This is a genomic window from Flaviflagellibacter deserti (assembly GCF_042652085.1).
Classification (GTDB): domain Bacteria; phylum Pseudomonadota; class Alphaproteobacteria; order Rhizobiales; family Methylopilaceae; genus Flaviflagellibacter; species Flaviflagellibacter deserti.
This window is the reverse complement of the sequence record NZ_JBHSJF010000006.1, coordinates 1290234-1313049: the sequence shown is the minus strand read 5'-3', so window position 1 is coordinate 1313049 and position 22816 is coordinate 1290234. Positions and strand designations below refer to the sequence as shown.

The 22816-nt window shown below is 63.6% G+C and carries 17 protein-coding genes; 7 read left to right on the top strand and 10 right to left on the bottom strand.

Translation table 11 applies throughout. The features are described from left to right. Positions 1 to 11: 11 nt before the first annotated feature. The 5 genes from accC to ACFPFW_RS13385 all read right to left on the bottom strand — a co-directional run bounded on the left by accC (position 12) and on the right by ACFPFW_RS13385 (position 4558). A complete protein-coding gene (gene accC / locus ACFPFW_RS13405; RefSeq protein ID WP_114956771.1) occupies positions 12 to 1364 on the bottom strand; it encodes an acetyl-CoA carboxylase biotin carboxylase subunit in 1353 nt (450 codons plus the stop codon). Positions 1365 to 1379: 15 nt separating this feature from the next. Then, positions 1380 to 1838, bottom strand: coding sequence for an acetyl-CoA carboxylase biotin carboxyl carrier protein (gene accB, locus ACFPFW_RS13400; protein ID WP_114956772.1), 459 nt, complete (start codon positions 1836 to 1838; stop codon positions 1380 to 1382). Between the two features lie 24 nt (positions 1839 to 1862). Continuing rightward, positions 1863 to 2315: a type II 3-dehydroquinate dehydratase gene (gene aroQ, locus ACFPFW_RS13395; protein WP_114956773.1), complete on the bottom strand. Its 453-nt coding sequence runs from the start codon at positions 2313 to 2315 to the stop codon at positions 1863 to 1865. Between the two features lie 106 nt (positions 2316 to 2421). Then, complete coding sequence (locus ACFPFW_RS13390) at positions 2422 to 3180, bottom strand: DsbA family protein (RefSeq protein ID WP_114956774.1); 759 nt, start codon at positions 3178 to 3180, stop codon at positions 2422 to 2424. A gap of 28 nt (positions 3181 to 3208) precedes the next feature. Then, a complete protein-coding gene (locus tag ACFPFW_RS13385; protein ID WP_379771087.1) occupies positions 3209 to 4558 on the bottom strand; it encodes a M48 family metalloprotease in 1350 nt (449 codons plus the stop codon). A 117-nt stretch (positions 4559 to 4675) separates the two neighbouring features. Here ACFPFW_RS13385 and ACFPFW_RS13380 point away from each other — a divergent pair, with 117 nt between their 5' ends. Next, on the top strand, positions 4676 to 5854 hold the full coding sequence (locus ACFPFW_RS13380; RefSeq protein ID WP_114956776.1) for a pyridoxal phosphate-dependent aminotransferase: 1179 nt from the start codon (positions 4676 to 4678) through the stop codon (positions 5852 to 5854). A 42-nt stretch (positions 5855 to 5896) separates the two neighbouring features. Here ACFPFW_RS13380 and ACFPFW_RS13375 read toward each other — a convergent pair whose 3' ends face one another. Continuing rightward, complete coding sequence (locus ACFPFW_RS13375; protein WP_114956777.1) at positions 5897 to 8452, bottom strand: Rne/Rng family ribonuclease; 2556 nt, start codon at positions 8450 to 8452, stop codon at positions 5897 to 5899. Positions 8453 to 9115: 663 nt separating this feature from the next. On the opposite strand from ACFPFW_RS13375, the gene ACFPFW_RS13370 reads away from it, so the two are divergent. The 4 genes from ACFPFW_RS13370 (at position 9116) to ACFPFW_RS13355 (ending at position 14124) form a co-directional block, all read left to right on the top strand. Continuing rightward, positions 9116 to 10207 carry an N-acetylmuramoyl-L-alanine amidase gene (locus ACFPFW_RS13370; protein ID WP_379771082.1) on the top strand — a complete coding sequence of 364 codons (1092 nt, stop codon included), beginning with the start codon at positions 9116 to 9118 and terminating at the stop codon, positions 10205 to 10207. A gap of 119 nt (positions 10208 to 10326) precedes the next feature. After that, positions 10327 to 12798 carry a penicillin-binding protein 1A gene (locus tag ACFPFW_RS13365; protein WP_114956779.1) on the top strand — a complete coding sequence of 824 codons (2472 nt, stop codon included), beginning with the start codon at positions 10327 to 10329 and terminating at the stop codon, positions 12796 to 12798. Further along, entirely contained in the window at positions 12795 to 13043 is a 249-nt protein-coding gene (locus ACFPFW_RS13360) for a hypothetical protein (protein WP_114956780.1), read from the top strand. Before ACFPFW_RS13365 ends, ACFPFW_RS13360 begins: the two co-directional genes overlap by 4 nt. A 133-nt stretch (positions 13044 to 13176) precedes the next feature. Further along, positions 13177 to 14124: a DMT family transporter gene (locus ACFPFW_RS13355; RefSeq protein ID WP_114956781.1), complete on the top strand. Its 948-nt coding sequence runs from the start codon at positions 13177 to 13179 to the stop codon at positions 14122 to 14124. Between the two features lie 10 nt (positions 14125 to 14134). Here the strand turns inward: ACFPFW_RS13355 and ACFPFW_RS13350 are convergent, their stop codons facing one another. Continuing rightward, on the bottom strand, positions 14135 to 14647 hold the full coding sequence (locus tag ACFPFW_RS13350) for a hypothetical protein (protein ID WP_162799649.1): 513 nt from the start codon (positions 14645 to 14647) through the stop codon (positions 14135 to 14137). 122 nt (positions 14648 to 14769) lie between these two features. On the opposite strand from ACFPFW_RS13350, the gene prfB reads away from it, so the two are divergent. Continuing rightward, positions 14770 to 15901 (top strand): peptide chain release factor 2 gene (gene prfB / locus ACFPFW_RS13345; protein WP_114956783.1). Its coding sequence is split into 2 segments (ribosomal slippage): positions 14770 to 14838 and positions 14840 to 15901, totalling 1131 coding nucleotides; the frame shifts between segments, so codons are not numbered across the junction. 2 nt (positions 15902 to 15903) lie between these two features. Here prfB and ACFPFW_RS13340 read toward each other — a convergent pair. Further along, positions 15904 to 17085, bottom strand: coding sequence for a M23 family metallopeptidase (locus ACFPFW_RS13340; protein WP_162799650.1), 1182 nt, complete (start codon positions 17083 to 17085; stop codon positions 15904 to 15906). A 405-nt stretch (positions 17086 to 17490) separates the two neighbouring features. Continuing rightward, positions 17491 to 17964, bottom strand: a complete 474-nt coding sequence (locus ACFPFW_RS13335) for a peroxiredoxin (protein WP_379771077.1) — start codon at positions 17962 to 17964, stop codon at positions 17491 to 17493. Positions 17965 to 18152: 188 nt separating this feature from the next. On the opposite strand from ACFPFW_RS13335, the gene ACFPFW_RS13330 reads away from it, so the two are divergent. After that, complete coding sequence (locus ACFPFW_RS13330) at positions 18153 to 21485, top strand: YhdP family protein (RefSeq protein ID WP_379771074.1); 3333 nt, start codon at positions 18153 to 18155, stop codon at positions 21483 to 21485. Here ACFPFW_RS13330 and tyrS read toward each other — a convergent pair. Further along, positions 21482 to 22741, bottom strand: a complete 1260-nt coding sequence (gene tyrS / locus ACFPFW_RS13325; RefSeq protein ID WP_114956788.1) for a tyrosine--tRNA ligase — start codon at positions 22739 to 22741, stop codon at positions 21482 to 21484. The two genes, ACFPFW_RS13330 and tyrS, sit on opposite strands and share 4 nt — an antisense overlap. Positions 22742 to 22816 lie beyond the last annotated feature (75 nt).

The following is a 22816-nucleotide window of genomic DNA, read 5'->3' as shown; positions in this document are numbered from 1 at the left end:
GAGGCTCTGCGTTATTCGCCCATCAGTCCGTTGGCGAGGCGCTTCTCGAGCCAGTGGATGTCGTACTGGCCGTCCTGGATCTCGGGATCGCGGACGAGGGTGCGGAACAGCGGGAGCGTCGTCTCGATGCCGTCGACGACGAACTCGTCGAGCGCGCGGCGCAGGCGCATCAGGCATTCGGTGCGCGTCTTGCCGTGGACAATCAGCTTACCTGCGAGGGAGTCGTAATAGGGCGGGATCGTGTAGCCCTGATAGGCGGCGGAATCGACGCGGACGCCAAGCCCGCCCGGCACGTGCCATTGCAGGATCTTGCCAGGCGAGGGCCTGAAGGAGACCGGGTTTTCGGCGTTGACGCGGCACTCGATGGCGTGACCGTTGAGCTTGACGTCGTCCTGGGTGAACGACAGTTCGGCGCCGCCCGCGATCCGGATCTGCTCGTTGACGAGATCGATACCGGTGATCATCTCGGTCACCGGATGCTCCACCTGGATGCGGGTGTTCATCTCGATGAAGTAGAACTCGCCGTTCTCGTACAGGAACTCGATGGTTCCGACGCCGAGATAGCCGAGATCGGCCATCGCATTCGCGACAATCGAACCGATGCGTTCGCGCTCTTCGGAGTTGAGGGCGGGCGAGGGGGCTTCTTCCCAGACCTTCTGGTGACGACGCTGCAGCGAGCAGTCGCGCTCGCCGAGATGGACGGCCTTGCCGCGTCCGTCGCCGATGACCTGCACCTCGATATGGCGCGGCTTCTGGAGATATTTTTCGATGTAGACCGCATCGTCGCCGAACGCGGCCTTGGCCTCCGAGCGAGCGGTGGACAGCGCTTCCGACATATCGTCTTCGGTCAGCGCGACCTTCATGCCGCGTCCGCCACCGCCGGCCGCCGCCTTGATGATGACTGGATAGCCGATCTCGGCCGCAATGCGGCGCGCCTCGCCGTCCTCGCTTACGCCGCCATCAGAACCCGGAACGACCGGAATGCCGAGGCGCTTGGCCGTCTGCTTGGCGGCGATCTTGTCGCCCATCACCCGGATATGCTCGGCCTTGGGACCGATGAAGGTGATGCCGTGCTCGTCGAGGATCTCGGCGAAGCGGGCGTTTTCCGACAGGAAGCCGTAGCCCGGATGGACCGCCTCGGCACCGGTGATTTCGCAGGCGGCGAGCAGTTGCGGGATGGCGAGGTAGGAATCGCGCGCCGTCGGCGGGCCGATGCAGACCGCCTCGTCGGCGAGCTTGACGTGCATCGCTTCGGCGTCGGCCGTGGAATGCACGGCGACCGTTGCAATGCCGAGCTCCTTGCAGGCGCGCAGCACCCGGAGCGCGATCTCGCCGCGGTTGGCGATGAGGACCTTGTCGAACATCCCGTCAGGGTTCCGTTACGAGACGATCAGGAGCGGCTGGCCGAATTCGATCGGCTGACCGTCCTCGACCAGGATTTCGCGAACCACGCCGCTCTTCGGAGCGGGGATCGCGTTCATCGTCTTCATCGCCTCGATGATGAGGAGCGTCTGACCCTGGCGGACTTCGGCGCCGACCTCGACGAAGGTCTTCGCGCCCGGTTCCGGCGCACGGTAGGCGGTGCCGACCATCGGCGAAAGAATGACGCCCGGCGCCTTGGCCTTGTCTTCAGGGGAAATGGCCGCGGCCGGGGCTGCCGCGGGAGACCCGGCGGCGGGCGTCGAATAGACCGGAGCGGTAACCTGGATGCTGCGCGCCACGCGGATGCGCAGGTCGTCGTTCTCGATCTCGATCTCCGAAAGGTCCGTCTCCTTCAGGAGATTGGCGAGGTCGCGGATGAGATCGTGGTTGAAGCCGTTTTTGGCGTCCTTGGTCATGGACTTCTTCTTCTCCAAAGGGCGTCAGGCGTGACCGGACTGCGCAAGGATGCGCGCCAGGCCTTCCAGAGCGAGTTCATAGCCGTAGGACCCGAAGCCGACGACAATTCCGCGTGCCACGGGGGACACGAAGGAATGGTGCCGGAAGTCCTCGCGGGCGTGCACATTCGACAAATGCACTTCGATGGCCGGAACGTCGGCGGCTTTCAGCGCATCATGCAGCGCAACCGAAGTGTGCGTATAGGCGGCGGGATTGATGACGATCCCCTTCGCCTTGGTCCTGGCTTCCTGGATCCAATCGACCAGAACGCCCTCGATATTGGTCTGGCGGAAGTCCACCAAAAAGCCCAGCGCCTTGCCGCGCTCGGCGACCTTCTTCTCGATATCGGTGAGCGTCTCCGAACCATAGACTTCCGGCTCGCGCAGACCGAGCAGGTTCAGGTTCGGGCCGTTGAGGACGAAGACAGTCGAAGTCATGATGCCGAGGGCAAGGGTCTAACGGGCCGGGCCCGGATGGGCGGTGGTTATAGGGGCCACGCGCGGAGGTGGAAAGCGATTTAAGCGGCAGACGCGCCGGAACGCGTCAGGAGCAGGTCGCCTTCCCACAGGAACGGACATTCCCGATGATCTCCTTGAGGTTCGCGACGCCGACTGCGCCGGGCACGACCTGATCGCCGATCACATAGGTTGGCGTGCCCTCGATGTTCAGCTTCTGGGCGAGTTCGTGAACCTCGAGAAGCGTGGCGTCGACCTCGGGATCGGCTAGGCCCTCGGCCAGCTTGTTCATATCGAGTCCGAGCTTCTTGGCAACGTCGAGCGCGGCCTGGCCATCGGCCTGTTTGTCGGAGCCAAGCATCTCGCGATGGAATTGGAGATATTTCTCGGGCGCTTGGGCATGCAGTGCGACGGCGACGCGCGCGGTGTCGTGTGATCCTTCGCCGAGAACCGGCATTTCCTTCAGCACGACGCGGAGCTTCGGATCGCTCTTCAGCAGGACCTCGGTGTCGCTGAGCGCCCGGCGGCAATAGCCGCAATTGTAGTCGAAGAATTCGACGAGCGTGACGTCGCCTTTCGGATTGCCGAGAACGACCTGGCGCTTCGAGTTGTAGATCTTGTCGCGATATTCGCCGAAGACTCCGACGCGGGCCTTGTCCTCCGAAGCCTTGTCCTTGGCCGAGAGGCGAGACGCCATCTCCCGCAGGATCTCAGGGTTGTTCAGAAGGTAGTCGCGGACGATGCCCTCGATCCGGGCACGCTCGGCGTCGGGGGCCTGGGCGGCGGCGGGAAGAATGCTCGCGAGGCCGAGTACGGCGGCAATGAGCGTGGCGCGCAGATTGATCACTTCATTATCCTTTGCAGCCCACCGAACTCTATTTCAGCTTCGGCGCACGGTAGTTGACTATGTCGTCAGCGCGCAACCAGCCGGGTGAACCGGCCGAGAAGCGTTGTTTGGCACGCGCTGCAAGTTCCTTGGCCGTCTGGACGTCGCCCGAGTAGAAGGCAGCCTGCGCCGATGCCAGATCTGCCTCTGGCAGCTGGTTTTTTCGGCCATAGGCGTTCGCCAGATTGCGATAGGCGTCCGCGGACTCCTGTTCGCTCGCAGTCGCCTGGCGAAGCTGAGTGATCGCGGCATCGAGTTGGCTGTTGTCGTTGCTCGCGACCATCGCCTCGCCGAGCATGATGCGAATGAGGCCCGATCTCGGTTTCAGGGATGACGCGCGGCGAAGCGGCTCGATCGCCTGCTTCGGCCGGCCGGCCTCCAGCAGCGCCTGGCCCTTCAGTTCCCAGAAATACGGGTTGTTGGGTTCCGTCGAGATCAGGGAATCGATCTCGCGCTGCGCGACCTCGACCGAACCGAAGCGATAAGTGGCGACCGCCCGGGCATAGCGGGCCGGAAGGCTGGTATTGGATAGCGGATAGGTCCGCAGCACCGTGTCCATCGGCCTCACGAAGCCGATGATCTTAGCCTGCACCATCTTGTGGCGCTTTAAGAGCTCGTCGGAATCCTGCGCGTTCAGATAGGGGCTTTCGTTGGCAATGCGTTCCAGGAGCGCGATACGTTCGACCGGCATCGGATGGGTCTGCGCGTACGGATCGACGAACCGCGCATTGAACATGCTCTTGTCGGCGAAGCCCTTGAAGACTTCGAGCATGCCTTTCGGCGACTGCCCGGTCTTCGTGAGGTAGCTCACGGCAGCCTGATCAGCGGCCTGTTCCTGGCTGCGGATATACGAGAGCAGGTCGCGCTTTATGATCTCACCAGGCGCCGTCACCGCCGCCTGCGCACCGCCGGCGATGGTCGAACCGCTGGCGCCGCTTGCCGCACCCGCACCGACTGCTGCCGCGCCCAGCAGCATGGCGATGATAGCGCGGGTCTGCGCCTCCTCCAGCTTCTGGCGCATCGCGGAAAGATGGCCGCCGGCAATGTGGCCCGTCTCATGGGCGAGGACGCCGATCAGCTGATTGGGCGTCTTCGCGTCGACGATCGCCCCGAGATTGATGAAGATGCGGCGTCCGTTGGCGACGAACGCGTTGAACGACATGTCGCGGACGAGATGGATCTGGATCGCGGACGGCTCCTGGCCCGCCGCCTTGAGAACCGGCGTGACGTAGTCGCGCATCAGCTCTTCGATCTCGGCGTCGCGGACCGGAGCAAGCCTGTTATTCGCCCCCTGCGCGGCGGAAGGCGCCGACAGCGAGGTCGTGCCGAACGCGAGCATGACAGCAAAGCTGACGACGCGGGCCGAAAATCCGGCTCGGGACTTGCGTGGGGGCGTCAGGGACGGCATAGGCCGGGCGATGCACCAGAACCGTGGCGCAAAAGCGGCGCAAATCTCATGAGTCACATTGAAGATCGTGCACGGAGACTCCTTCATGCGCAACGGGCGGATGTGGCGCCGTTTCTCGCGATGGATGTGGCTTCCGCGGCACAGCGGCTCGAGGCATCCGGCCGCTCGGTCATTCACATGGAAATCGGCGAGCCGGGCTTTGCCGCTCCCCGTGCGGCCCGCGAAGCCGCGATAGGCGCGCTGCAGGGCACGCCGATCGGCTACACACACGCGCTCGGCATGCCGGCGCTTCGCGCTCGGATATCGAAGCATTATACCGATGCCTACGGCCTGTCCGTTCCGGCCGAGCGGATCGCCGTGACGACAGGCTCGTCCAGTGGCTTCGTCCTCGCCTTTCTCGCTCTGTTCGACGTCGGCGACCGTGTCGCGATCTCTTCGCCCGGTTATCCTCCCTATAAAACGATCCTCGGAGCGCTGGGGCTGATCCCGGTCGAAATCGAGACCGGACCGGACAGTCGCTGGGCGCTCGATGGCGAGGCGATCGAGAAGGCGCATCGCGAGGCGCCGCTGTCAGGCGTCCTGCTGATGAGCCCCGCCAATCCGAGCGGCACGATCGTCGGCCGGGAGGCGCTCGAGGATATCGTCGCGACCTGCAGGCGGCTCGGCATCCGCCTGATCTCGGACGAGATCTACCACGGCCTCTCTTACGGCGAGCCGGCCGAGACCGCTCTGCGCTTCGGCGACGATGTCGTCGTCGTGAACAGCTTCTCGAAATATTGGTGCATGACCGGCTGGCGCATCGGTTGGCTCGTCGTGCCGGAGGCGCTCGAAAGGCCGATCGAGCGGCTTGGACAGAACCTCTTCATCTCAGCGCCGACTTTGTCGCAGATCGCAGCGACGGCTGCTCTCGATGCAACCGAGGAACTGGAGGCGATCAAGGCGATCTATGCGCGGAACCGCTCGTTCCTGCTGACAGAGCTGCCGAAGATCGGCTTCGACAAATTCCTGCCGGCCGACGGTGCCTTCTACATCTACGCCGACGTGACGCGGCAAACCAATGACAGCCCCGCCTTTGCTCGTGCAATGCTCGAAGAGGCGGGTGTTGCGGCAACGCCCGGAAACGATTTCGACCGGGCGCGCGGGCACCGGTTCCTCCGGTTCTCCTTCGCCGGCGCCGAAGCGGATATCGGCGAAGCGATAGGGCGGCTCAGGGACTGGATGAAATGAAAAACCCGGATGTTGTGGCATCCGGGTTTTGATTTTCAGCGATCAGCCGCCGCGAACCTTGCTCCACCAGCCGGTCCGGCGGGGGCGGTCGATCTCCTCGGCCGCCTGCTGGACAGGCGTCGGAGCGGGGATTGCCTTTTCGACGACCGGCTCGGGCTCGGGTTCCGGCACGACTTCGGCGATGGGTTCTTCGACCGGGGTCGCAATGATCTCCGGAGCGGCGGACACTGCGGCCGCTGCCTCGTCAGTACCGGCTTCGGCGGCCTCTCCCTTGCCGCGACGGGTGCCGCCACGACGTCCGCGACGGCGGGGCTTCGGCTCATCTTCGACCGCGACCTCTTCGCCAGTGGCGGCAGGAACCGTGGCCTCGTCGACCATCACCGCAGCCGCAGCCGATTCCTCGGCGGGAGCCTCGACGACCAGGCCTTCATCGTCGCCCTCGAACGAGCCGATCTCCTCGGCATCCGAGGCGGCCTGGTCGTTCTGGTTCTCGCCATTGAAGCCAACGCCGGCGCGATCCTCGCCGCCACGGCCGCGACCACGACGACGACGGCGACGGCGACGGCGTCCGGCCTCGCCTTCCTCACGCGGCTGCTGGGCCTCGCGCGGACCGCGCTCGCCACGCGGTTCGCGACCATTGTCCTGGCGGGGTGCTTCGTGCTCACCCTCGTCCTCAGCGAAGACCTCGTCCTCGGGCTCCTCGACGACCGGGGGAAGTTGCGCGACGAGCTGCGGCGTGCCGGTTGCCGGCTCGCCACGCTGGATCACGCAATGCTCGCCGACCGAAAGTGTGTCGTCGGCGGTGAACAAAACGTCGATGCCGAAGCGGCTTTCGATCTCGCGGAGGTGGCCGCGCTTCTGATTGAGAATGTAGAGTGCAACCGAGGACGGCGTGCGGACGAGGAGATCGAAGCCCGCATTGCGCAGCAGGCTGTCCTCGATCATGCGAAGCACGTGGAGAGCGACCGATGGGACCGAGCGGACGCGGCCGGTGCCGGCGCAGATGGCGCAAACTTCGCTCGAGCTTTCCAGAACGCCGGTGCGGATGCGCTGGCGCGACATTTCCAGAAGGCCGAAATGCGAAATGCGGCCAACCTGGATGCGGGCGCGGTCGTTCTTCAGGCAGTCCTTGAGCTTCTTCTCGACGGCGCGGTTATTGCGGTTCTCTTCCATGTCGATGAAGTCGACGACGATGAGACCGGCGAGGTCGCGCAGGCGGAGCTGGCGAGAAACTTCTTCCGCCGCTTCGAGATTCGTCTTGAGAGCGGTGTCCTCGATATTGTGTTCGCGCGTAGCGCGACCCGAGTTCACGTCGATCGCGACGAGCGCTTCCGTCTGGTTGATGACGATATAGCCGCCGGACTTCAGCGTGACGGTGCTCGAGAACATCGCATCGAGCTGAGCCTCGACGCCGAAACGGGTGTAGATCGGCAGCGGGTCGCGATAGGACTTCACGTTCTTGGCATGGCTCGGCATGAGCATGCGCATGAAGTCCTTGGCCTCGCGGAACGCACCATCTCCCGCGACGAGAACTTCGTCGATGTCTTTGTTGTAGAGGTCGCGGATGGCGCGCTTCACGAGCGAGCCTTCCTCATGGACGAGGGCAGGGGCCGTCGACGACAGGGTGGTCTCGCGGACCGTTTCCCAGAGGCGCAGCAGATATTCGAAATCGCGCTTGATCTCGGCCTTGGTGCGGTTGGCGCCGGCCGTGCGCAGGATGACGCCCATGCCCTCCGGCACGTCGAGATCGGTCGCGATCTCTTTCATCTTCTTGCGGTCGGCCGCGTTGGTGACCTTGCGGGAGATGCCGCCGCCGCGCGCCGTGTTCGGCATCAGCACCGAATAGCGGCCGGCAAGCGAGAGATAGGTGGTGAGAGCCGCGCCCTTGTTGCCGCGCTCCTCCTTCACCGCCTGGACCAGCAGGACCTGGCGGCGCTTGATGACTTCCTGGATCTTGTACTGGCGGCCGCGGCGCTGGCGACGCTCGGGGATCTCTTCGAGCGAGTCTTCGGCGGCACCAACCGACTCGATCTCGTCCTTGGCGTCGTCGCGTACTTCGACGAGTTCGCCATTTCCGCCTTCGACACCGGGCTCGGAAACTTCCGGGGTTGCGGCTTCTTCGGCGGCGGCTAGGAGCGCGTCCCGCTCGGTCTCGCCGGCTTCGCTGCCCTCGATTTCGCCATCGGTCTCGGACGCCGGAACGTCCTCGCTCACCGCCTCGTCGGACGACGCGGCGGACTTGGCGCGCCCGCGGCGACGACGCCCGCGGACTTCCTTCGGCTTTTCTTCTTCCTCATGCTCGTCGTGACGGTCGCGGGCTTCCTCATCGAGGAGTGCCTGACGGTCGGCGACGGGGATCTGGTAGTAGTCCGGATGGATCTCGCTGAAAGCGAGGAAGCCGTGCCGGTTGCCGCCATATTCGACGAACGCAGCCTGAAGCGACGGTTCGACCCGGGTTACCTTGGCGAGATAGATGTTCCCGCGAAGCTGTTTGCGGTTAGCGCTCTCGAAGTCGAACTCTTCGATGCGGTTGCCGCGGACGACCACCACCCGAGTCTCCTCCGGATGGGCGGCGTCGATAAGCATCTTGTTGGCCATTGAAAGCTCTCGATTCTGCGCCGCGCGCGCAAACCGGCACGGGAACCTCTCGTTCCACCGTGCGGGCCCGCTGCGCTGGCGCTGTGTCTGATAGAAAATGTGATGATGTGTTCGGCCGGAAGGACGGCGTCGAGCGCACAGGAAATTGCCTGAACGTTCGTGTTTTCCGTCATCGGCTCCAATTCCAAGCCCGCATATGCGGGGTGTCAGTCGCAGCTCGCCGCGCAAGATGCCGGGCGCAAGGACTGGTCTGCCGCCTCATGCGAAAACCGGATATCTCCGGCTATGGGCGCTGCCTCACCGAGGGGAGGACCTGTCCGAAACGGCGACTTCCACACTCATACAGATGGGAAGCTGCCGCCATCGCGCGTGAGCAGGCTGGGAGCCTTCAGCACGGTGCGAGCCGAGTCCTTTCATATACAAAAGCCCGGAATTGACAAGCAGTTGTGTTGCTTCGTTGTTACGACGGATGGTGGAGCTGTCGAGAGAAATCCACCAGAAATTGGAATGCAATATGGGCGAAGCAGAGGTTTTCCGTTAGGCCGGAGAGAGCGAAATCGGAGAAGTGATGTGGAGAATTGCCGATTTCTGATTCTCCTGTGCGTAGCTGTCGGCGCGTGGTTCGCGCCCGCATCGGCTCGAGCGGATGAGCCTGTCGCGGCAATGGCGACAAGGCTCGAGGGCGACCTCAACCGGACGCGACTTTCCGTACTGCTCGGCGCGCAGATCGAGCCGAGCATCTTCACGTTGCCGGACCCGTACCGCGTCATCATCGACCTGCCGAATGTCCTGTTCCACGCCGAGGATCAGACCGGTCATCCCGCGCGCGGCCTCGTATCGACCTACCGCTACGGGCTGATCGCGCCTGGGCGTTCCCGCATCGTCATCGACACGCCTGGGCCGGTCGCGGTCGATTCGATGAAACAATCACGAACCAGTGATGGCATCAGGCTCGATATCGACCTCGTGGCGACGAGCCGCGATGCCTTCGTGAAAGCGGCAACGCGGCAGCGCGCGGAAGTCGAGGTGCCGCCCAAGCCCGACGCGCCGACGGCCGATGCCGGCGACAAGCGTCCTGTAATCGTCATCGATCCCGGCCATGGCGGCATCGACATGGGCGCGCACGGCCAGGACGGTGAGCAGGAAAAGAAGGTCGTTCTCGATTTCGGTCTCGCCCTCAGGGCCAAGCTCGATGCGACCGGTCGCTATCGGGTGGTGATGACCCGTGACGACGACCGCTTCATCGCACTCGCCGACCGGGTGAGGGTCGCCCGCGAGGCCGGCGCCCAATTGTTCGTGTCGATCCACGCCGACTCTATCTCCGATCCGTTCGGCGTACGCGGTGCGACTGTCTATACGCTGTCCGACAGGGCGAGCGACGCCGAAGCCGAGAAACTGGCCGAGAAGGAGAACCGAGCCGACGTCATCGCGGGCGTCGACCTGACGTCCGAACCCGACGAAGTGGCGGGTATCCTGATCGATCTCGCGAGACGGGAAACAAAGGCGTTTTCAGCGCGTTTCGCCCAGAATCTCGTGATATCGGTGAAGGGGGCGGTCCGGTTGAACAAGAATCCGAACCGGTCCGCCGGTTTCATGGTCCTGAAGGCTCCCGACGTGCCGTCGGTGCTCCTCGAACTCGGCTATATGTCCAACAGGGACGACCTGAAGCTGCTGACGTCCGAGGAGTGGCGGAACACCGCATCCGGAGCCATGGTCGCGGCGGTCGATCGGTTTTTCGGGTATCAAAAGGAATAGGGCACTTCGACCGGACCGGCGGCGCGCCCCATAAAATCCACAAACGGCTTCCAAGCCGGGCAATCAAGATCGCACGGCCAGGCGGAGCGGGCGGTTCTAACGAGGGGGATGCTGCGTAGATGCGCCTGCTGCTTCGCTTTTTCGGCTTTCTGTTCGCAACGGCGACGATTCTCGGCGTTGTCGCGGCGGCGGCCATTGGCGCTTTCGTCTGGCAGCAGGCCCAAGACCTTCCGGATCATGCGACGCTCGAGAAATACGAGCCGCCAGTCACCACGCGCCTGCACGCCGTGGATGGCAGCCTGATCGCCGAATACGCCAATCAGCGCCGCCTGTTCCTGCCTATCCAGGCGGTCCCGCAGCTTGTGATCCACGCCTTCCTCTCGGCGGAGGACAAGAACTTCTACGAGCACGGCGGTATCGATCCGACCGGCATCGCTCGCGCCGTCTGGTACAATATCGAGAACATGGGCCGCGATCGCCGTCCGCAGGGCGCGTCGACCATCACGCAGCAGGTCGCGAAGAACTTCCTGCTGACGAATGAAGCCTCGATGAACCGCAAGATCAAGGAAGCGCTGCTGGCACTTCGGATCGAGCAGACCTTCTCGAAGGACAAGATCCTCGAGCTGTATCTCAACGAGATTTATCTCGGCCTCGGCAATTACGGCATTGCCGCCGCGGCGCTGAACTATTTCGATAAGTCGGTCCATGAGCTCAACGTGGCCGAGGTCGCCTATCTCGCCGCGCTGCCGAAGGCGCCGAACAATTACAATCCATTCCGCTATGCCGATCGCGCCATCGAGCGCCGTAACTGGGTCATCGACCGCATGGTCGAGAACGGCTTCGTTTCGGCGGAGGACGGCCGTGCCGCAAAGGACTCTCCTCTAGGCGTGACGGCCCGCGCATCGAGCGCCCATGTCTACACCGCGCCTTACTACGCTGAAGAGGTTCGCCGGATTCTCTATGAGAAGTTCGGTGGCAAGGGCCTCTACGAGGGTGGCCTTTCGGTCCGCACGGCACTGAACCCGCAGCTCCAGGAAATGGCGAAGAAGGCGCTGTCGGCCGGCTTCGTGAAGTTCGACGAGGCGCGGGGCTGGCGCGGCGCGATCCGCAATGTCGGTGCGGTTCAGGATTGGGGCAAGGCGCTGGCCGAAGTTCCGGCCTATGGCGATGTCGGCTGGAAGCTCGCGGTCGTGCTGGCCGTCGACGGCAACGGTGCGACGATCGGAATGCAGCCTGGTCGCGAGGCCAACGGTGCCGTCAAGGCCGACCGGGATACCGGCAATATCCCTCCCGAAGGCATGAAGTGGGCAGGGCGCTGGTCCTCCGGCGCGACGAAGCCGCCGAACCAGAAAGGCCCTCTCGGACCCGGCGATGTCGTCTATGTGGAGCCGCTGACCGGCAAGGACGGCAAGGCTCAGGCCGGCCAGTACCGCCTGCGTCAGGTGCCCGAAATCTCCGGCGCGATGGTGGTCATGGACCCGTTCACCGGCCGCGTTCTCGCGCTCGTCGGCGGCTTCTCCTATGACCAGAGCGAATTCAACCGCGCGACGCAGGCACTGCGCCAGCCCGGCTCCTCGTTCAAGCCGCTGCTCTACGCCGCCGCGCTCGACAATGGTTACACGCCGTCGTCGGTGGTTCTGGATGCGCCGATCGAGATCGACCAAGGCACCGGCGGCGAGACCTGGAAACCGGAGAATTATTCCGGAGAGTTCTACGGCCCGCAGACGTTGCGCTTCGGTATCGAGAAGTCTCGTAACGTCATGACCGTGCGCCTGGCGCAGGACATGGGCATGCCGATCGTCTCGGAATATGCCCGTCGCTTCGGCGTCTATGATGATTTGCCGCCGTTCCTGTCGATGGCGCTCGGCGCCGGCGAGACGACCTTGCTGCGCATGGTTGGCGGCTATTCGATCTTCGCCAATGGCGGCAAGAAGGTCGTGCCGAGCCTGATCGATCGCGTACAGGACCGCTACGGCCGCACGATCTACAAGCACGACGCGCGCGAATGTCAGGGCTGCCGGGCGACCGACTGGCGCGGCCAGCAGCCGCCAACGCTTGTCGACCATCGCGAGCAGGTGCTCGACCCGCTGACCGCCTATCAGATGACGTCCATGCTCGAAGGCGTCGTCCTGCGTGGCACCGCGACGGTTCTCCGCCAGGTCGGCAAGCCAATGGCCGGCAAGACCGGTACGACCAACGACAACAAGGATTCCTGGTTCGTCGGCTTCTCGCCTGATCTCGCCGTGGGTGTCTACCTCGGGTACGACAAGCCGCGCGACATGGGTCACGGAACGACCGGTGGCGAGCTCGCGGCGCCGATCGTCAGCGATTTCATGAAGGTCGCACTCGCGGACAAGCCCGCCGTGCCGTTCCGCGTTCCGCCGGGCATCAAGCTCGTCCGCATCAACCCCGTCACCGGCATGCGCGCGGGACCGGGAGACCAGAAGGTCATCCTCGAAGCCTTCAAGCCGGGTACCGCGCCCCCGGACAGCTATTCGGTCATCGGCTACGGCGCCGGAGACGGCCAGGCGATCGGCGTAACGCCGGAAGCCGACCGCGCGGTTCGCAGCGGCACGGGCGGCCTCTATTGAGGTTCGCGGCGATCCTTCTCGTCGTGATGACGGGAAGCGCCTTCGCCGACGAGCCGAAACTGACGCCGCTGAAGCCGCCCGCGCCGGACAGCCTCGAAAGCTTGATGCGGGAGCAGGCGGCCTGCACTGCTTTCACCAATGACTGCGTGATCTGCGCTCGCGCGCCGGACGGTCCGAAATGCTCGACGCCGGGCATCGCCTGCCAGCCGAAAGAATGGCGCTGCACTAACGTCATGAACCCTTGATCACCGTTCGCTGGGCTCGGGGGGCTGTCCAAACTTCCCTGCGAGTGACTATCGGCGTATTTACAGCGCCGGTTCCGGTTCCTAGGTAGGACCGACCGTCCGGCCTTTCGCCGGTTCTCATTTCAGGACTCCAATGACCAGCGCCGGCACAGCTGCAACCCCAGCCAGCCGGCCGTGGGTGGGCTATCTGTTCGCCGCGGCCGGCGCATGCCTGTTCGCGACCAAGAGCATCATCATCAAGCTCGCCTATGCGGAGGGGATCGACGCCGAGACGCTGCTTGCGCTCCGCATGGTCCTGTCGCTGCCGGTCTACGTCGTGATCGGGGTCTGGGCGGTGCGGGCGTCCAGGGGCACCGTCACGCCAAGCCCGGAGAGAAGCCGCGCGATCTTTCATGCGATCTTCGTCGGACTGCTCGGCTATTGGGTTTCGAGCTGGGCCGACTTCAAGGGGCTCGAATACATTTCCGCCCAGTTCGAGCGGCTGATCCTGTTCACCTATCCCTTGTTCGTGGTGCTGTTCGGGGCGGCCTTCTTCCACCAGCCGGTAAAGGCTAAGGCTCTCCTGGCATTCGTTGTCAGCTATGCGGGCCTCGCCCTGATCTTCAATCAGGATCTCGGTGTGCTGGGTCAAAGCGCACTTATCGGCGCCGCGTGGGTCATGGCGGCTGCCGTTGCGTTCGCGCTCTATCAGCTCCTGGCCAAGGAGATCATCTTTACCCTTGGGCCGCAGCTCTTCACCTGCATCGCCATGAGCGCCGCGGCGGTGGCGGCAATCGGGCAGTTCCTGCTGACGCATGAACTCAAGCCGCTATCCCCTTACGTAATGTGGCTCGGCGTCCTGATAGCAGTCGGCGCCACCGTGCTTCCGTCGTTCTTCATGAACGCCGCCCTGTCACGGATTTCGGCGCAGGCAAACGCGACGATCTCGACGATGAGCCCGGTCGCCACCATTGCGCTCGCGGTCGTCGTGCTGGGCGAGGGGATGAGCCTGATCGACGTGATCGGCAGCGTGCTGGTTCTGGCCGGTGTCGGCTTCTACACGCTGGCGAGCCGGGAACGCGTCGTCGTTTCGGACGATTGAGATGCCGTGACTACCAGCTCGTGTCCCACTCCTGATACATGAGATGCCCGAATGTCGTCAGTTGAATGCTGCACTTCTTCAGGAAGTCGAATTTCACGATGCATCGTCCGGGCCTGTCTTCCCATTTTCCGGTTATGTCGAACCGCATCATCAACCCCGGCTCCGTGAATTCCAGATCGGCAAATCCCTTGCGTTGAAAGAGGTTGAGGGCACTTACCGAGTGTTTGAAAATCGCTTTTTCAATGATCCTGTCGTCCTCGATGGTTTCGCTGGTCAGTATTCGCTCCGATCTGTCGAACAGTTCCCAGTAGCAATTGCGGACGCCGATATTGAATTCTCCGACCTCGATATCATCGCCTCGAAAGGTTCGGATTGGTATTTGATCACCGAAATCCATGACCAGCATGGATCCGAGATACTTTCGTAGGAAAAAATTGGGTCGATCAGCGGCATGGATTGCCAGCATGTCGTTGAGAAAAGCCGTCGAGCATCGGCGCCGGCTGGGTTGCTTGCGTTCTGCCATGTGATCCTGATCAAGGGGCCACGATCAGCTAGCGAACAAATCACATGCGCTCAATAGCGGTTTACAGACCCTGCCTCGTTCCCTAGGTTCCGCGCTCTTTTCAAACCTCGAAGAAGCGATTCATGCGCGCCGAGACGTCCAAACTCGTAGAAGAACTCAAGCAGTCGGTCGGGCTGCTGAGGAGGCATCTTTGACTGGGATCAGTCCCTCTCACGCCTGAAAGAGCTCAACGCGCTTTCCGAAGACCCGACGCTCTGGGACGATGCCGATCGCGCCCAGAAACTGATGCGCGAGCGCACTGATCTGGAGACCCGAATCGAGCAGATCCTGCGCTTCGATCGCGAACTCGCCGACAACGTCGAACTGATCGAACTCGGCGAGGCCGAGGGCGATGACGGCGTCATCTCGGAAGCCGAGGCCGCCATCAAGGCTCTGACCGAGGAGGCCGGGCGCCAGCAGATCGAGACCTTGCTTTCGGGCGAGGCCGACGGCAGCGACACCTATCTCGACGTTCATCCCGGCGCCGGAGGCACCGAGAGTCAGGACTGGGCCGAGATGCTCCTGCGCATGTACACGCGCTGGGCCGAGCGGCGCGGCTTCAAGATCGAGGTCGTCGACCATCAGGACGGCGAAGGCGCGGGCATCAAGTCGGCGACTTTGCTGATCAAGGGCCGCAACGCCTATGGCTGGCTGAAGACGGAAGCGGGCGTGCACCGGCTGGTGCGCATCTCGCCGTTCGATTCCAATGCGCGCAGACAGACCAGCTTCGCCTCGATCGACGTCTATCCGGTCATCGACGACCGCATCCAGATCGACATCGACGAAAGTCAAGTCCGCGTCGACACGATGCGTTCGGGTGGCGCGGGCGGCCAGCACGTCAACAAGACGGAATCGGCCGTTCGCCTGACGCATATTCCGACCGGCATCGCCGTCGTCAGCCAGGGCGACCGCTCGCAGCACAAGAACCGGGCCACCGCCTGGAACATGCTGCGCGCCAAGCTCTACGAGATGGAGCTGAAGAAGCGCGAGGACGCCGCGGCGGCCGAGCAGGCCGCCCGCACCGATATCGGCTGGGGCCATCAGATCCGCTCCTACGTCCTGCAGCCGTATCAGATGGTGAAAGACCTCCGCACCGGCGTGACCTCGACCAGCCCGAGCGACGTGCTCGACGGCGATGTCGATCCGTTCATGGAAGCGGCATTGGCCCAGCGCGTCTATGGCGGCGGGCCGGAGAGCGTCGACGACGTCGACTGATCTCAGTTCAGGCTTGCAAGCGTCGTCCCGACCGCGAGGAAGCGGTCGGGATTGACCGGCTCGCCGTTGACCCTGACTTCATAGTGCAGATGCGGCCCGGTCGAGCGCCCGGTCGAGCCGACGCGGCCGATCATGTCCCCGGCAGAGACGGTCTGACCTTCCCTGACGCCGATCGACGACAGGTGGCCGTAGCGGGTCGAGGTGCCGCTCGAATGGCGGATTTCGACCATCAGGCCGTAGCCGTTCGTCCATCCGGCGGTGACCACGTTGCCGTCGGCGGTAGCGCGGGCGGTTGACCCGGACGCGGCACGCAGATCCACGCCGCTATGGAAGGCCGGCGCGCCGAGGAATGGGTCCATCCTTGTGCCGAAACCGCTGGTCTTCTGCGCGCCGGGCAGGGGCGACCGCACCGGGATTTGCGAAAGCCCAGCGCGGAGATCGTCCGCCTCGGCGGCCATATCGGCCAGCGCTGCCAGATCGGTTCCCAGCTTGTGCACCGGATTAACAGACGTCGGTAAAAACGGTCCACCGACCGAGGCTTGAATTGGTTTCTTCAAGTCACGATTGAGCCCGAGCCGCGCATAGACATTGTCGAGACTTGCGCGTTGATGCTCATAGCGTCGCTTCAGGTCGGCAATCGCTCTGGTTTGATTGCGCTCCAGGCGGTCGTAGGCGTTACCGAGGGTATCCAACCTATTGAGCACCGGCGAGCCGTCGTCCGTCGGCGTCAGGAAACCGTGCGACTGGCGGAGCGGCATGTCTTCCGGTTCGGGGGCGGCTTCTTCGGGATCGGACGGTTTTGCCTCGACCTCATCTCCCGAGCCCAGAAGCCGAATGATCTCGTCCTGTCTGCGGGTGGTGCGGGCCTGTCGTTCGGCCAGCGCGTCGAGCTTGCTTGCCATGGTCTGCTGCTCGACCAGCCGCGAACTGGATATCCGCTGAATCTCGTCGCGAAGCCGTTGAATTTCCGCACGCGAGCCACGTTCGATCGATGCATGACGTTCGGTGATGCCGATCAGGACCTGGTCATGAAAGAAGGCATAGCCTGTTGTTGCGACACACCAGATGCCCAGCGCAAGGACGGCAAGAACGATCGATAGGGCGGTGAGGGGATGCAGATCGATCCTCAGCCGCCGAACGGGCGAGCCTGTCGATTGTCGAGACCGTTGATACGAGGCCTGCATGCCCCGTTTCATAGAACGGTAAGGTTAACCCCACGTAAGCGACGCCCCGCGAAGCCATGGATCTGCGGGGCGTCGAATTGGCGAAATGTGCAGCCTCAGTTCGGCTGCCGTCCCTCGATCATGGCCGTGGACGCGGGCGGATGCGGCAGAGGCATCCAGTGGGTCGGCGTGTCCAGGTATCTATGATCCCAGCTCGTCACCCATCCCCTCATCAGGGTGTTGTAATGCCCGACCTCGCAGGGGCCGTGTTTGCAATACACCAACACCGATGTGTCCTTGGGCCCCGTCTCGATAGGATGCCAGTCGTTCATCACGTTGCTCCCCTCGTGCGAATCCGACGAGCAATTTTTCCATATTTCGGTTCCGAAAGTCGACCTACGTGCGGTTGTCGGTGCCGGGACGAGTCTATGCACTGATACGCTGGGCCTCCTCGAGCACCTCCCGAACATGCGCCGCGACGCGGACTTTAGGCCAGATTCTGGCGACGCGGCCTTCCGGATCGATCAGCAGTGTCGTCCGTTCCACGCCCATATATGTGCGGCCATACATGCTTTTTTCTACCCAGACGCCGTAGCGTTCTAGCGCGGTCCGCGTCTCGTCCGAGACGAGCGGGAACTGCAGATCGTATTTGCGTTTGAACTTGTCGTGGCTCTTCACGGAATCGGGCGAGAGGCCGATGACGACGGTGTTCGCGGCGGCGAATTCGTCGCGTAGCGCATTGAAGTCGATCGCTTCCTGCGTGCAACTCGTCGTGTCGTCCTTGGGATAGAAATACAGGACGACATTGCGGCCGCGCAGGTCCGAAAGGCGAAATGTACCGCCGCCATCGGTAGGCAGTTCGAAATCCGGGGCGGGAGAACCGGGCTGAAGCTTTGTCACGCGCCGTCCTTTCGTCTTATTCCTATCGCCTATGCTCTCTTTAGAGAGTAGCGCGGTCGGCATCGAGCCGGACCGCGCGGCTGTGTGTTTCTTTTTGTTCCGGGCGGGGTCTGGGAGGGATGGCGCAGAAGCGGGGCTCACGCCGCGCAAAGCAGAAGCGCGTCACCAGGAGTTGGCGCGGCGTCCGCATGCGTATTTCCAAGTTTTCAATGCTGCGCAAATGCGCGCTGATCGGTGTCGGCATCGCGCTGCTACTCGTCGCGGGTGTCGCCGGCGTGCTGTTCAGCTCGCTACCCTCGCGCTTCGTCACGCCGCGCATTGCCCAGGCGATCGAGGCGCGTCTTGGGCCCGGTTACATCGTCAATATCGGCAAGTCCCAGGTCGATCCGACCACAAACGGGCTGGACCTGAAGCTGGACGAGTTCGAGATCGAGGATCCGTCGGGAGCGCCAGTATTGCGCGTCCCGAGCGCCTCGATCGCTCTCGACGGCAATATCCTGATGGGCGGTCAGGCCTCGTTGCGACGCCTGAAGATTGTCCAGCCTCATCTGACGCTTCGCATCGAAGACAATGGCGAGGTTGCCTTGGCCGGCACCGAGGGCGGACCTGCGCTGTTTCGCATCCCCGGCGCGGACGTGCCGCAGGACGCTCCGGCGGAGATATTCGGATTCCTCTCCGGTGCGATGGCCATTCTTCAGCCATCCGGGCCGCTTGCGAGCTTCGAGGTCGCCGAGATCGAGCGTGGCAATATCGTCATCGACGACCAGCGGCGCGGCCGTATCGATCGCGTCGAACAGGTCGATTTGAAAGTTTCACGTCAGGCGGACGGCAACGGCCTTGTCGCCAGCGCCGCATCGGCGTCCGCGGAAAACCGCTGGTCGGTCACGGCGACGGTCGGCGGCAAGCCGGGCGAGGGACGTGATTTCGATCTCGGTTTCGAGAATCTCGCGCTTGGACGCCTGATCTACGAGGCACTTCGTGGCGCGGTCCCGGCCGAGATCGATGGGCGGCTGTTTGGTCATCTCTATGCCCGGCTCGACCCTGCCGGACAGGTTCCAACGGCCGAGGCCCGGTTGGACGTCGTCGGATTCCGCGCCGTTGCTCCCGACAAGCCCGACGAGGCCATGAACGTGGAGCGCGGCCGCGTCCAGCTCTCGTGGAACGGCAAGGACCGAGTTCTCCGGCTCGGCCAATCGGACATCGTCGCCAACAATACGCGCATCAGTTTCGGCGGTCAGGCACGGCCAGCCGATGACAGCGCGGACCAATGGAACTATGCGATCGGTGGCACGGAGATCGCCGTGCCCGGGGCCGATCCCGGTTTGTCGGCATTGCGGTTCGACCGTTTCGAGGTGAACGGCAATCTGCGCCGCGAGGCCCGTATCCTGACGATCGACAACGCGGCTGTTCGCGGCCGGGCCCTGTCGGTGGTGGGCCAGGGAACATTCGATTTCAGCGGCGAGAAGCCGATGGGCGATTTCGCGATCGCCGGTTCGCGATCGCCGATCGCCGCTCTGTTGCGGGTCTGGCCGGTCCCGATCGCAGCCAACAGCCGGAGATGGATCGCCGAGAACGTCAAATCGGGGGTGGTGGAGGAACTCAACATCGCGGTGCGCGGCGAACTGGCGATCGGTCCTCAGCACGAGCGCTCGACTTTGGTCGACGCGAAATTCACCGATGGCGTCTTCACCTATCTCAACGGCGCGCCGCCGGCGATCGGCGTGACTGGTGAATTGACCGTCCAGGACAAGGTGATGCAGGTCCGCCTCGACGAAGGACGGGTGGAGTTCGGCGACAACAAGACGCTTGGAATCGCCGGCACTTTGTTCGGCACGGACGATCACCGGCCGAACCCGTTCCAAGGTTATCTCGCCATCAAGCTGCAGGGACCGGTTCAGGCGGCGGGTGCGCTGATGTCGGTGCCGATCCTGGACCGCCTGGCGCCGAATACCTCGAAACTCCTTCAAGGCAACGGCAAGGTCGACGGCACAATCACCTTGACCGGTCCCTTCGGGCGCGGCTCCGATATTTCGAAACTTCAGGTCGGCGTCGATGCCGGATTTGCCGGGCTGTCCCTGCCTAAGGGGATCGGCAGCAAGGACATCGACAATGGCAATCTGCGGCTCCTGGTCGATCGGGCCGCGGTCAATCTGCGCGGCGATCTGAAACTCGCCGGCGCTCCGATGGCGGTCGAGGCCCAGATCGCGCGCGACGAGACGGGGAAACTCGGCTCGACCGTCGTCGCATTCTCGATGGACCCGTCCAAGATCAAGGATTTCTCCAACGAGACCATCAAGATGAGCGGTCCGGTCTCGGCGCGCCTGTCGCTCGCCGGACCGGGGCAGTTCGATGGCGCCAAGTTCGAAGCGGACATATCGAGCGCCCAGGTCGAAGGGCCGCTCGGCATCGGCAAGGCGGCCGGGCAGGGCGGACGCATCGCCTTCACCGTCAAGCCCCAGAACGACGGCTTCCAACTCGGAGATTTCTCGGCTCAGGGTGGCGGCATCGACATCAAGGGTGTGGTCCGTTTCGACGGTGGCGGCCAGTTCAACAGCGCTGATTTCAATACGTTCCGGATCAGCAGCGGCGATGACACCAAGCTGTCGGTCGACAAAGCAGGGCAGGGCTTCAAGCTGTCGATGCAGGGCAGCACGTTCGACGCCCGTCCGGCTCTGAAGCAGATCACGACCGGCCAGACGGACCGGAAGGGGCCGGATCTCGATGTCGACATGAAACTCGGCACCGTGGTCGGCAACAACAACGAGGTCCTGAGCGGCGCCGATTTCCGCATCAGCCGCCGCGGCAACACCACGAGGTCACTCTACCTGACCGGCCGTATCGGCGGAGGGTCGATCGAGGGCAAGTCGCAGGGTGACGATAATCGCGTCATCAGCATCCGGGCGGCGGATTCCGGCGCGACGCTCCGCTTCCTCGATGTCTACCGCCGCATGCGCGGCGGCGCGCTGGCACTCGACGTCGTGCCCGGCGAGACCAGTAAGGGACGGCTGATCGTCCAGAACTTCCAGGTCATCGGCGACCAGCAGCTGGCGTCCGTCGCGCATAGCGGTCGCGGCAACGCTGCCCAGGCAAATAACAACGGCATGACCTTCACCCGGATGGAGACGAAATTCCGTCTCGGCGACGGCAAGGTGATGGTCGACGACTGCGTCGTCTACGGAAACGAACTCGGCGCGACGCTCGACGGACAGGTCGATTACGCGCAGAACCAGATCGGCCTGCGCGGTACGTTCCTGCCCGCCTATGCGCTGAACAATCTGTTCGGCAAGGTGCCGGTGCTCGGGATGATTCTCGGCGGAGGCTCGCAGGAAGGACTGGTCGGCATCACCTTCGAGGTGCGCGGGCCGTGGACCGCGCCCGTCATGAACATGAACCCGCTATCGGCCGTCGCCCCGGGCTTCCTGCGCAAGATATTCGAGTTCCGCCAGCAGAATCCGCCGAACGCGGACGGGACTTCGCCCGAGGTCCGTTCCTTCAAGCCGAACGATCCGGCTTATCGTTAGCCGACCGGCTTCAGGAGAACGTGGCGTTTCTTGCCGAGCGAAAGCTTGATCACGCCCTCGGGCGTCAGATCGCCGGTTCTGAGGATCGCCCGCTCATCGGTCACCGTCGCGTCGTTGACCTTCAGCCCGCCGCCCTTGACCTGACGTCGTGCATCGCCGTTCGAACCCACAAGGCCGGCGGTTACGAAGGCATGCAGGACGCCGATGCCCTGTTCGGCGAGCTCGGGCGCCGAGACTTCGACCGTTGGTAGATTCTCAGCCAGCGCACCTTCCTCGAAGGTGCGGCGTGCGGTTTCCTGCGCTTCATTGGCGGCGTCGCGGCCATGGACGAGCGCGGTGACCTCGGTCGCGAGAACCTTCTTCGCCTCGTTGATGTCGGCGCCCTCGAGCGCTTCGAGCCGCGCGCATTCCTCGAGTGGAAGATCGGTGAAGAGACGTAGGAACCGACCGACATCCTCGTCCTCGGTGTTGCGCCAGTACTGCCAGAAGTCCCACGTGCTCAGCATGTCACCGTTGAGCCAGACCGCGCCGGCGGCGGTCTTGCCCATCTTGGCGCCCGATGCCGTCGTCAGAAGCGGGCAGGTCAGGCCGTAAAGTTCGGCGCCCGCGACGCGGCGGCCGAGATCGATGCCGTTGACGATGTTGCCCCACTGATCCGAGCCACCCATCTGCAGCCGCACGCCGCGCGTCTTCGCCAGTTCGGCAAAGTCGTAGGCCTGCAGGATCATGTAGTTGAATTCGAGGAAGCTGAGCGGCTGGTCGCGATCGAGGCGCAGCTTCACCGAATCGAAGGTGAGCATCCGGTTGACCGAGAAGTGCCGGCCGTAATCCCGGAGGAATGGGATGTAGTGCAGCGTGTCGAGCCATTCGGCGTTGTTGACCATCACCGCATCGGTTGGGCCGTCGCCGAAGCTCAGGAAATTCGTGAAGATCTGCTTGATCGACGCCATGTTGGACGCGATCACCTCGTCGGTCAGAAGCTGGCGCGCCTCGTCCTTGCCCGACGGGTCGCCGACCTTGGTCGTGCCGCCGCCCATCAGCACGATGGGCTTGTGGCCGGACTGCTGGAGCCGCCGCAGCATCATGATGCCCATCATATGGCCGACATGCAGGCTCGGGCCCGTGCAGTCGAAACCGATATAGGCGGTGATCGGGCCTTCCAGCGCGAGCTTGTCGAGGGCCTCCGGGTCCGAGATCTGGGCGATGTAGCCGCGCTCGGCGAAGAGTTTCAGGAAGGACGAACGGTATTCGATCATGACACTGCTTCTTCTGTGAGGCGGCCCGTCTAGCAGGTTCGTGGCGAGAAAGGCTACCTCTTGGTATCGAGTTTA

What these genes read in the sequence shown, in the direction of transcription:
- accC (WP_114956771.1), bottom strand. Translation starts at nt 1,364, where the DNA reads ATGTTCGACAAGGTCCTCATCGCCAACCGCGGCGAGATCGCGCTCCGG.
- ACFPFW_RS13370 (WP_379771082.1), top strand. Translation starts at nt 9,116, where the DNA reads ATGGCGACAAGGCTCGAGGGCGACCTCAACCGGACGCGACTTTCCGTA.
- ACFPFW_RS13350 (WP_162799649.1), bottom strand. Translation starts at nt 14,647, where the DNA reads ATGGCAGAACGCAAGCAACCCAGCCGGCGCCGATGCTCGACGGCTTTT.
- tyrS (WP_114956788.1), bottom strand. Translation starts at nt 22,741, where the DNA reads ATGATCGAATACCGTTCGTCCTTCCTGAAACTCTTCGCCGAGCGCGGC.
- ACFPFW_RS13340 (WP_162799650.1), bottom strand. Translation starts at nt 17,085, where the DNA reads ATGCAGGCCTCGTATCAACGGTCTCGACAATCGACAGGCTCGCCCGTT.
- ACFPFW_RS13355 (WP_114956781.1), top strand. Translation starts at nt 13,177, where the DNA reads ATGACCAGCGCCGGCACAGCTGCAACCCCAGCCAGCCGGCCGTGGGTG.
- accB (WP_114956772.1), bottom strand. Translation starts at nt 1,838, where the DNA reads ATGACCAAGGACGCCAAAAACGGCTTCAACCACGATCTCATCCGCGAC.
- ACFPFW_RS13330 (WP_379771074.1), top strand. Translation starts at nt 18,153, where the DNA reads ATGCGTATTTCCAAGTTTTCAATGCTGCGCAAATGCGCGCTGATCGGT.
- ACFPFW_RS13365 (WP_114956779.1), top strand. Translation starts at nt 10,327, where the DNA reads ATGCGCCTGCTGCTTCGCTTTTTCGGCTTTCTGTTCGCAACGGCGACG.
- ACFPFW_RS13385 (WP_379771087.1), bottom strand. Translation starts at nt 4,558, where the DNA reads ATGCTCGCGTTCGGCACGACCTCGCTGTCGGCGCCTTCCGCCGCGCAG.
- ACFPFW_RS13375 (WP_114956777.1), bottom strand. Translation starts at nt 8,452, where the DNA reads ATGGCCAACAAGATGCTTATCGACGCCGCCCATCCGGAGGAGACTCGG.
- aroQ (WP_114956773.1), bottom strand. Translation starts at nt 2,315, where the DNA reads ATGACTTCGACTGTCTTCGTCCTCAACGGCCCGAACCTGAACCTGCTC.
- ACFPFW_RS13380 (WP_114956776.1), top strand. Translation starts at nt 4,676, where the DNA reads ATGAGTCACATTGAAGATCGTGCACGGAGACTCCTTCATGCGCAACGG.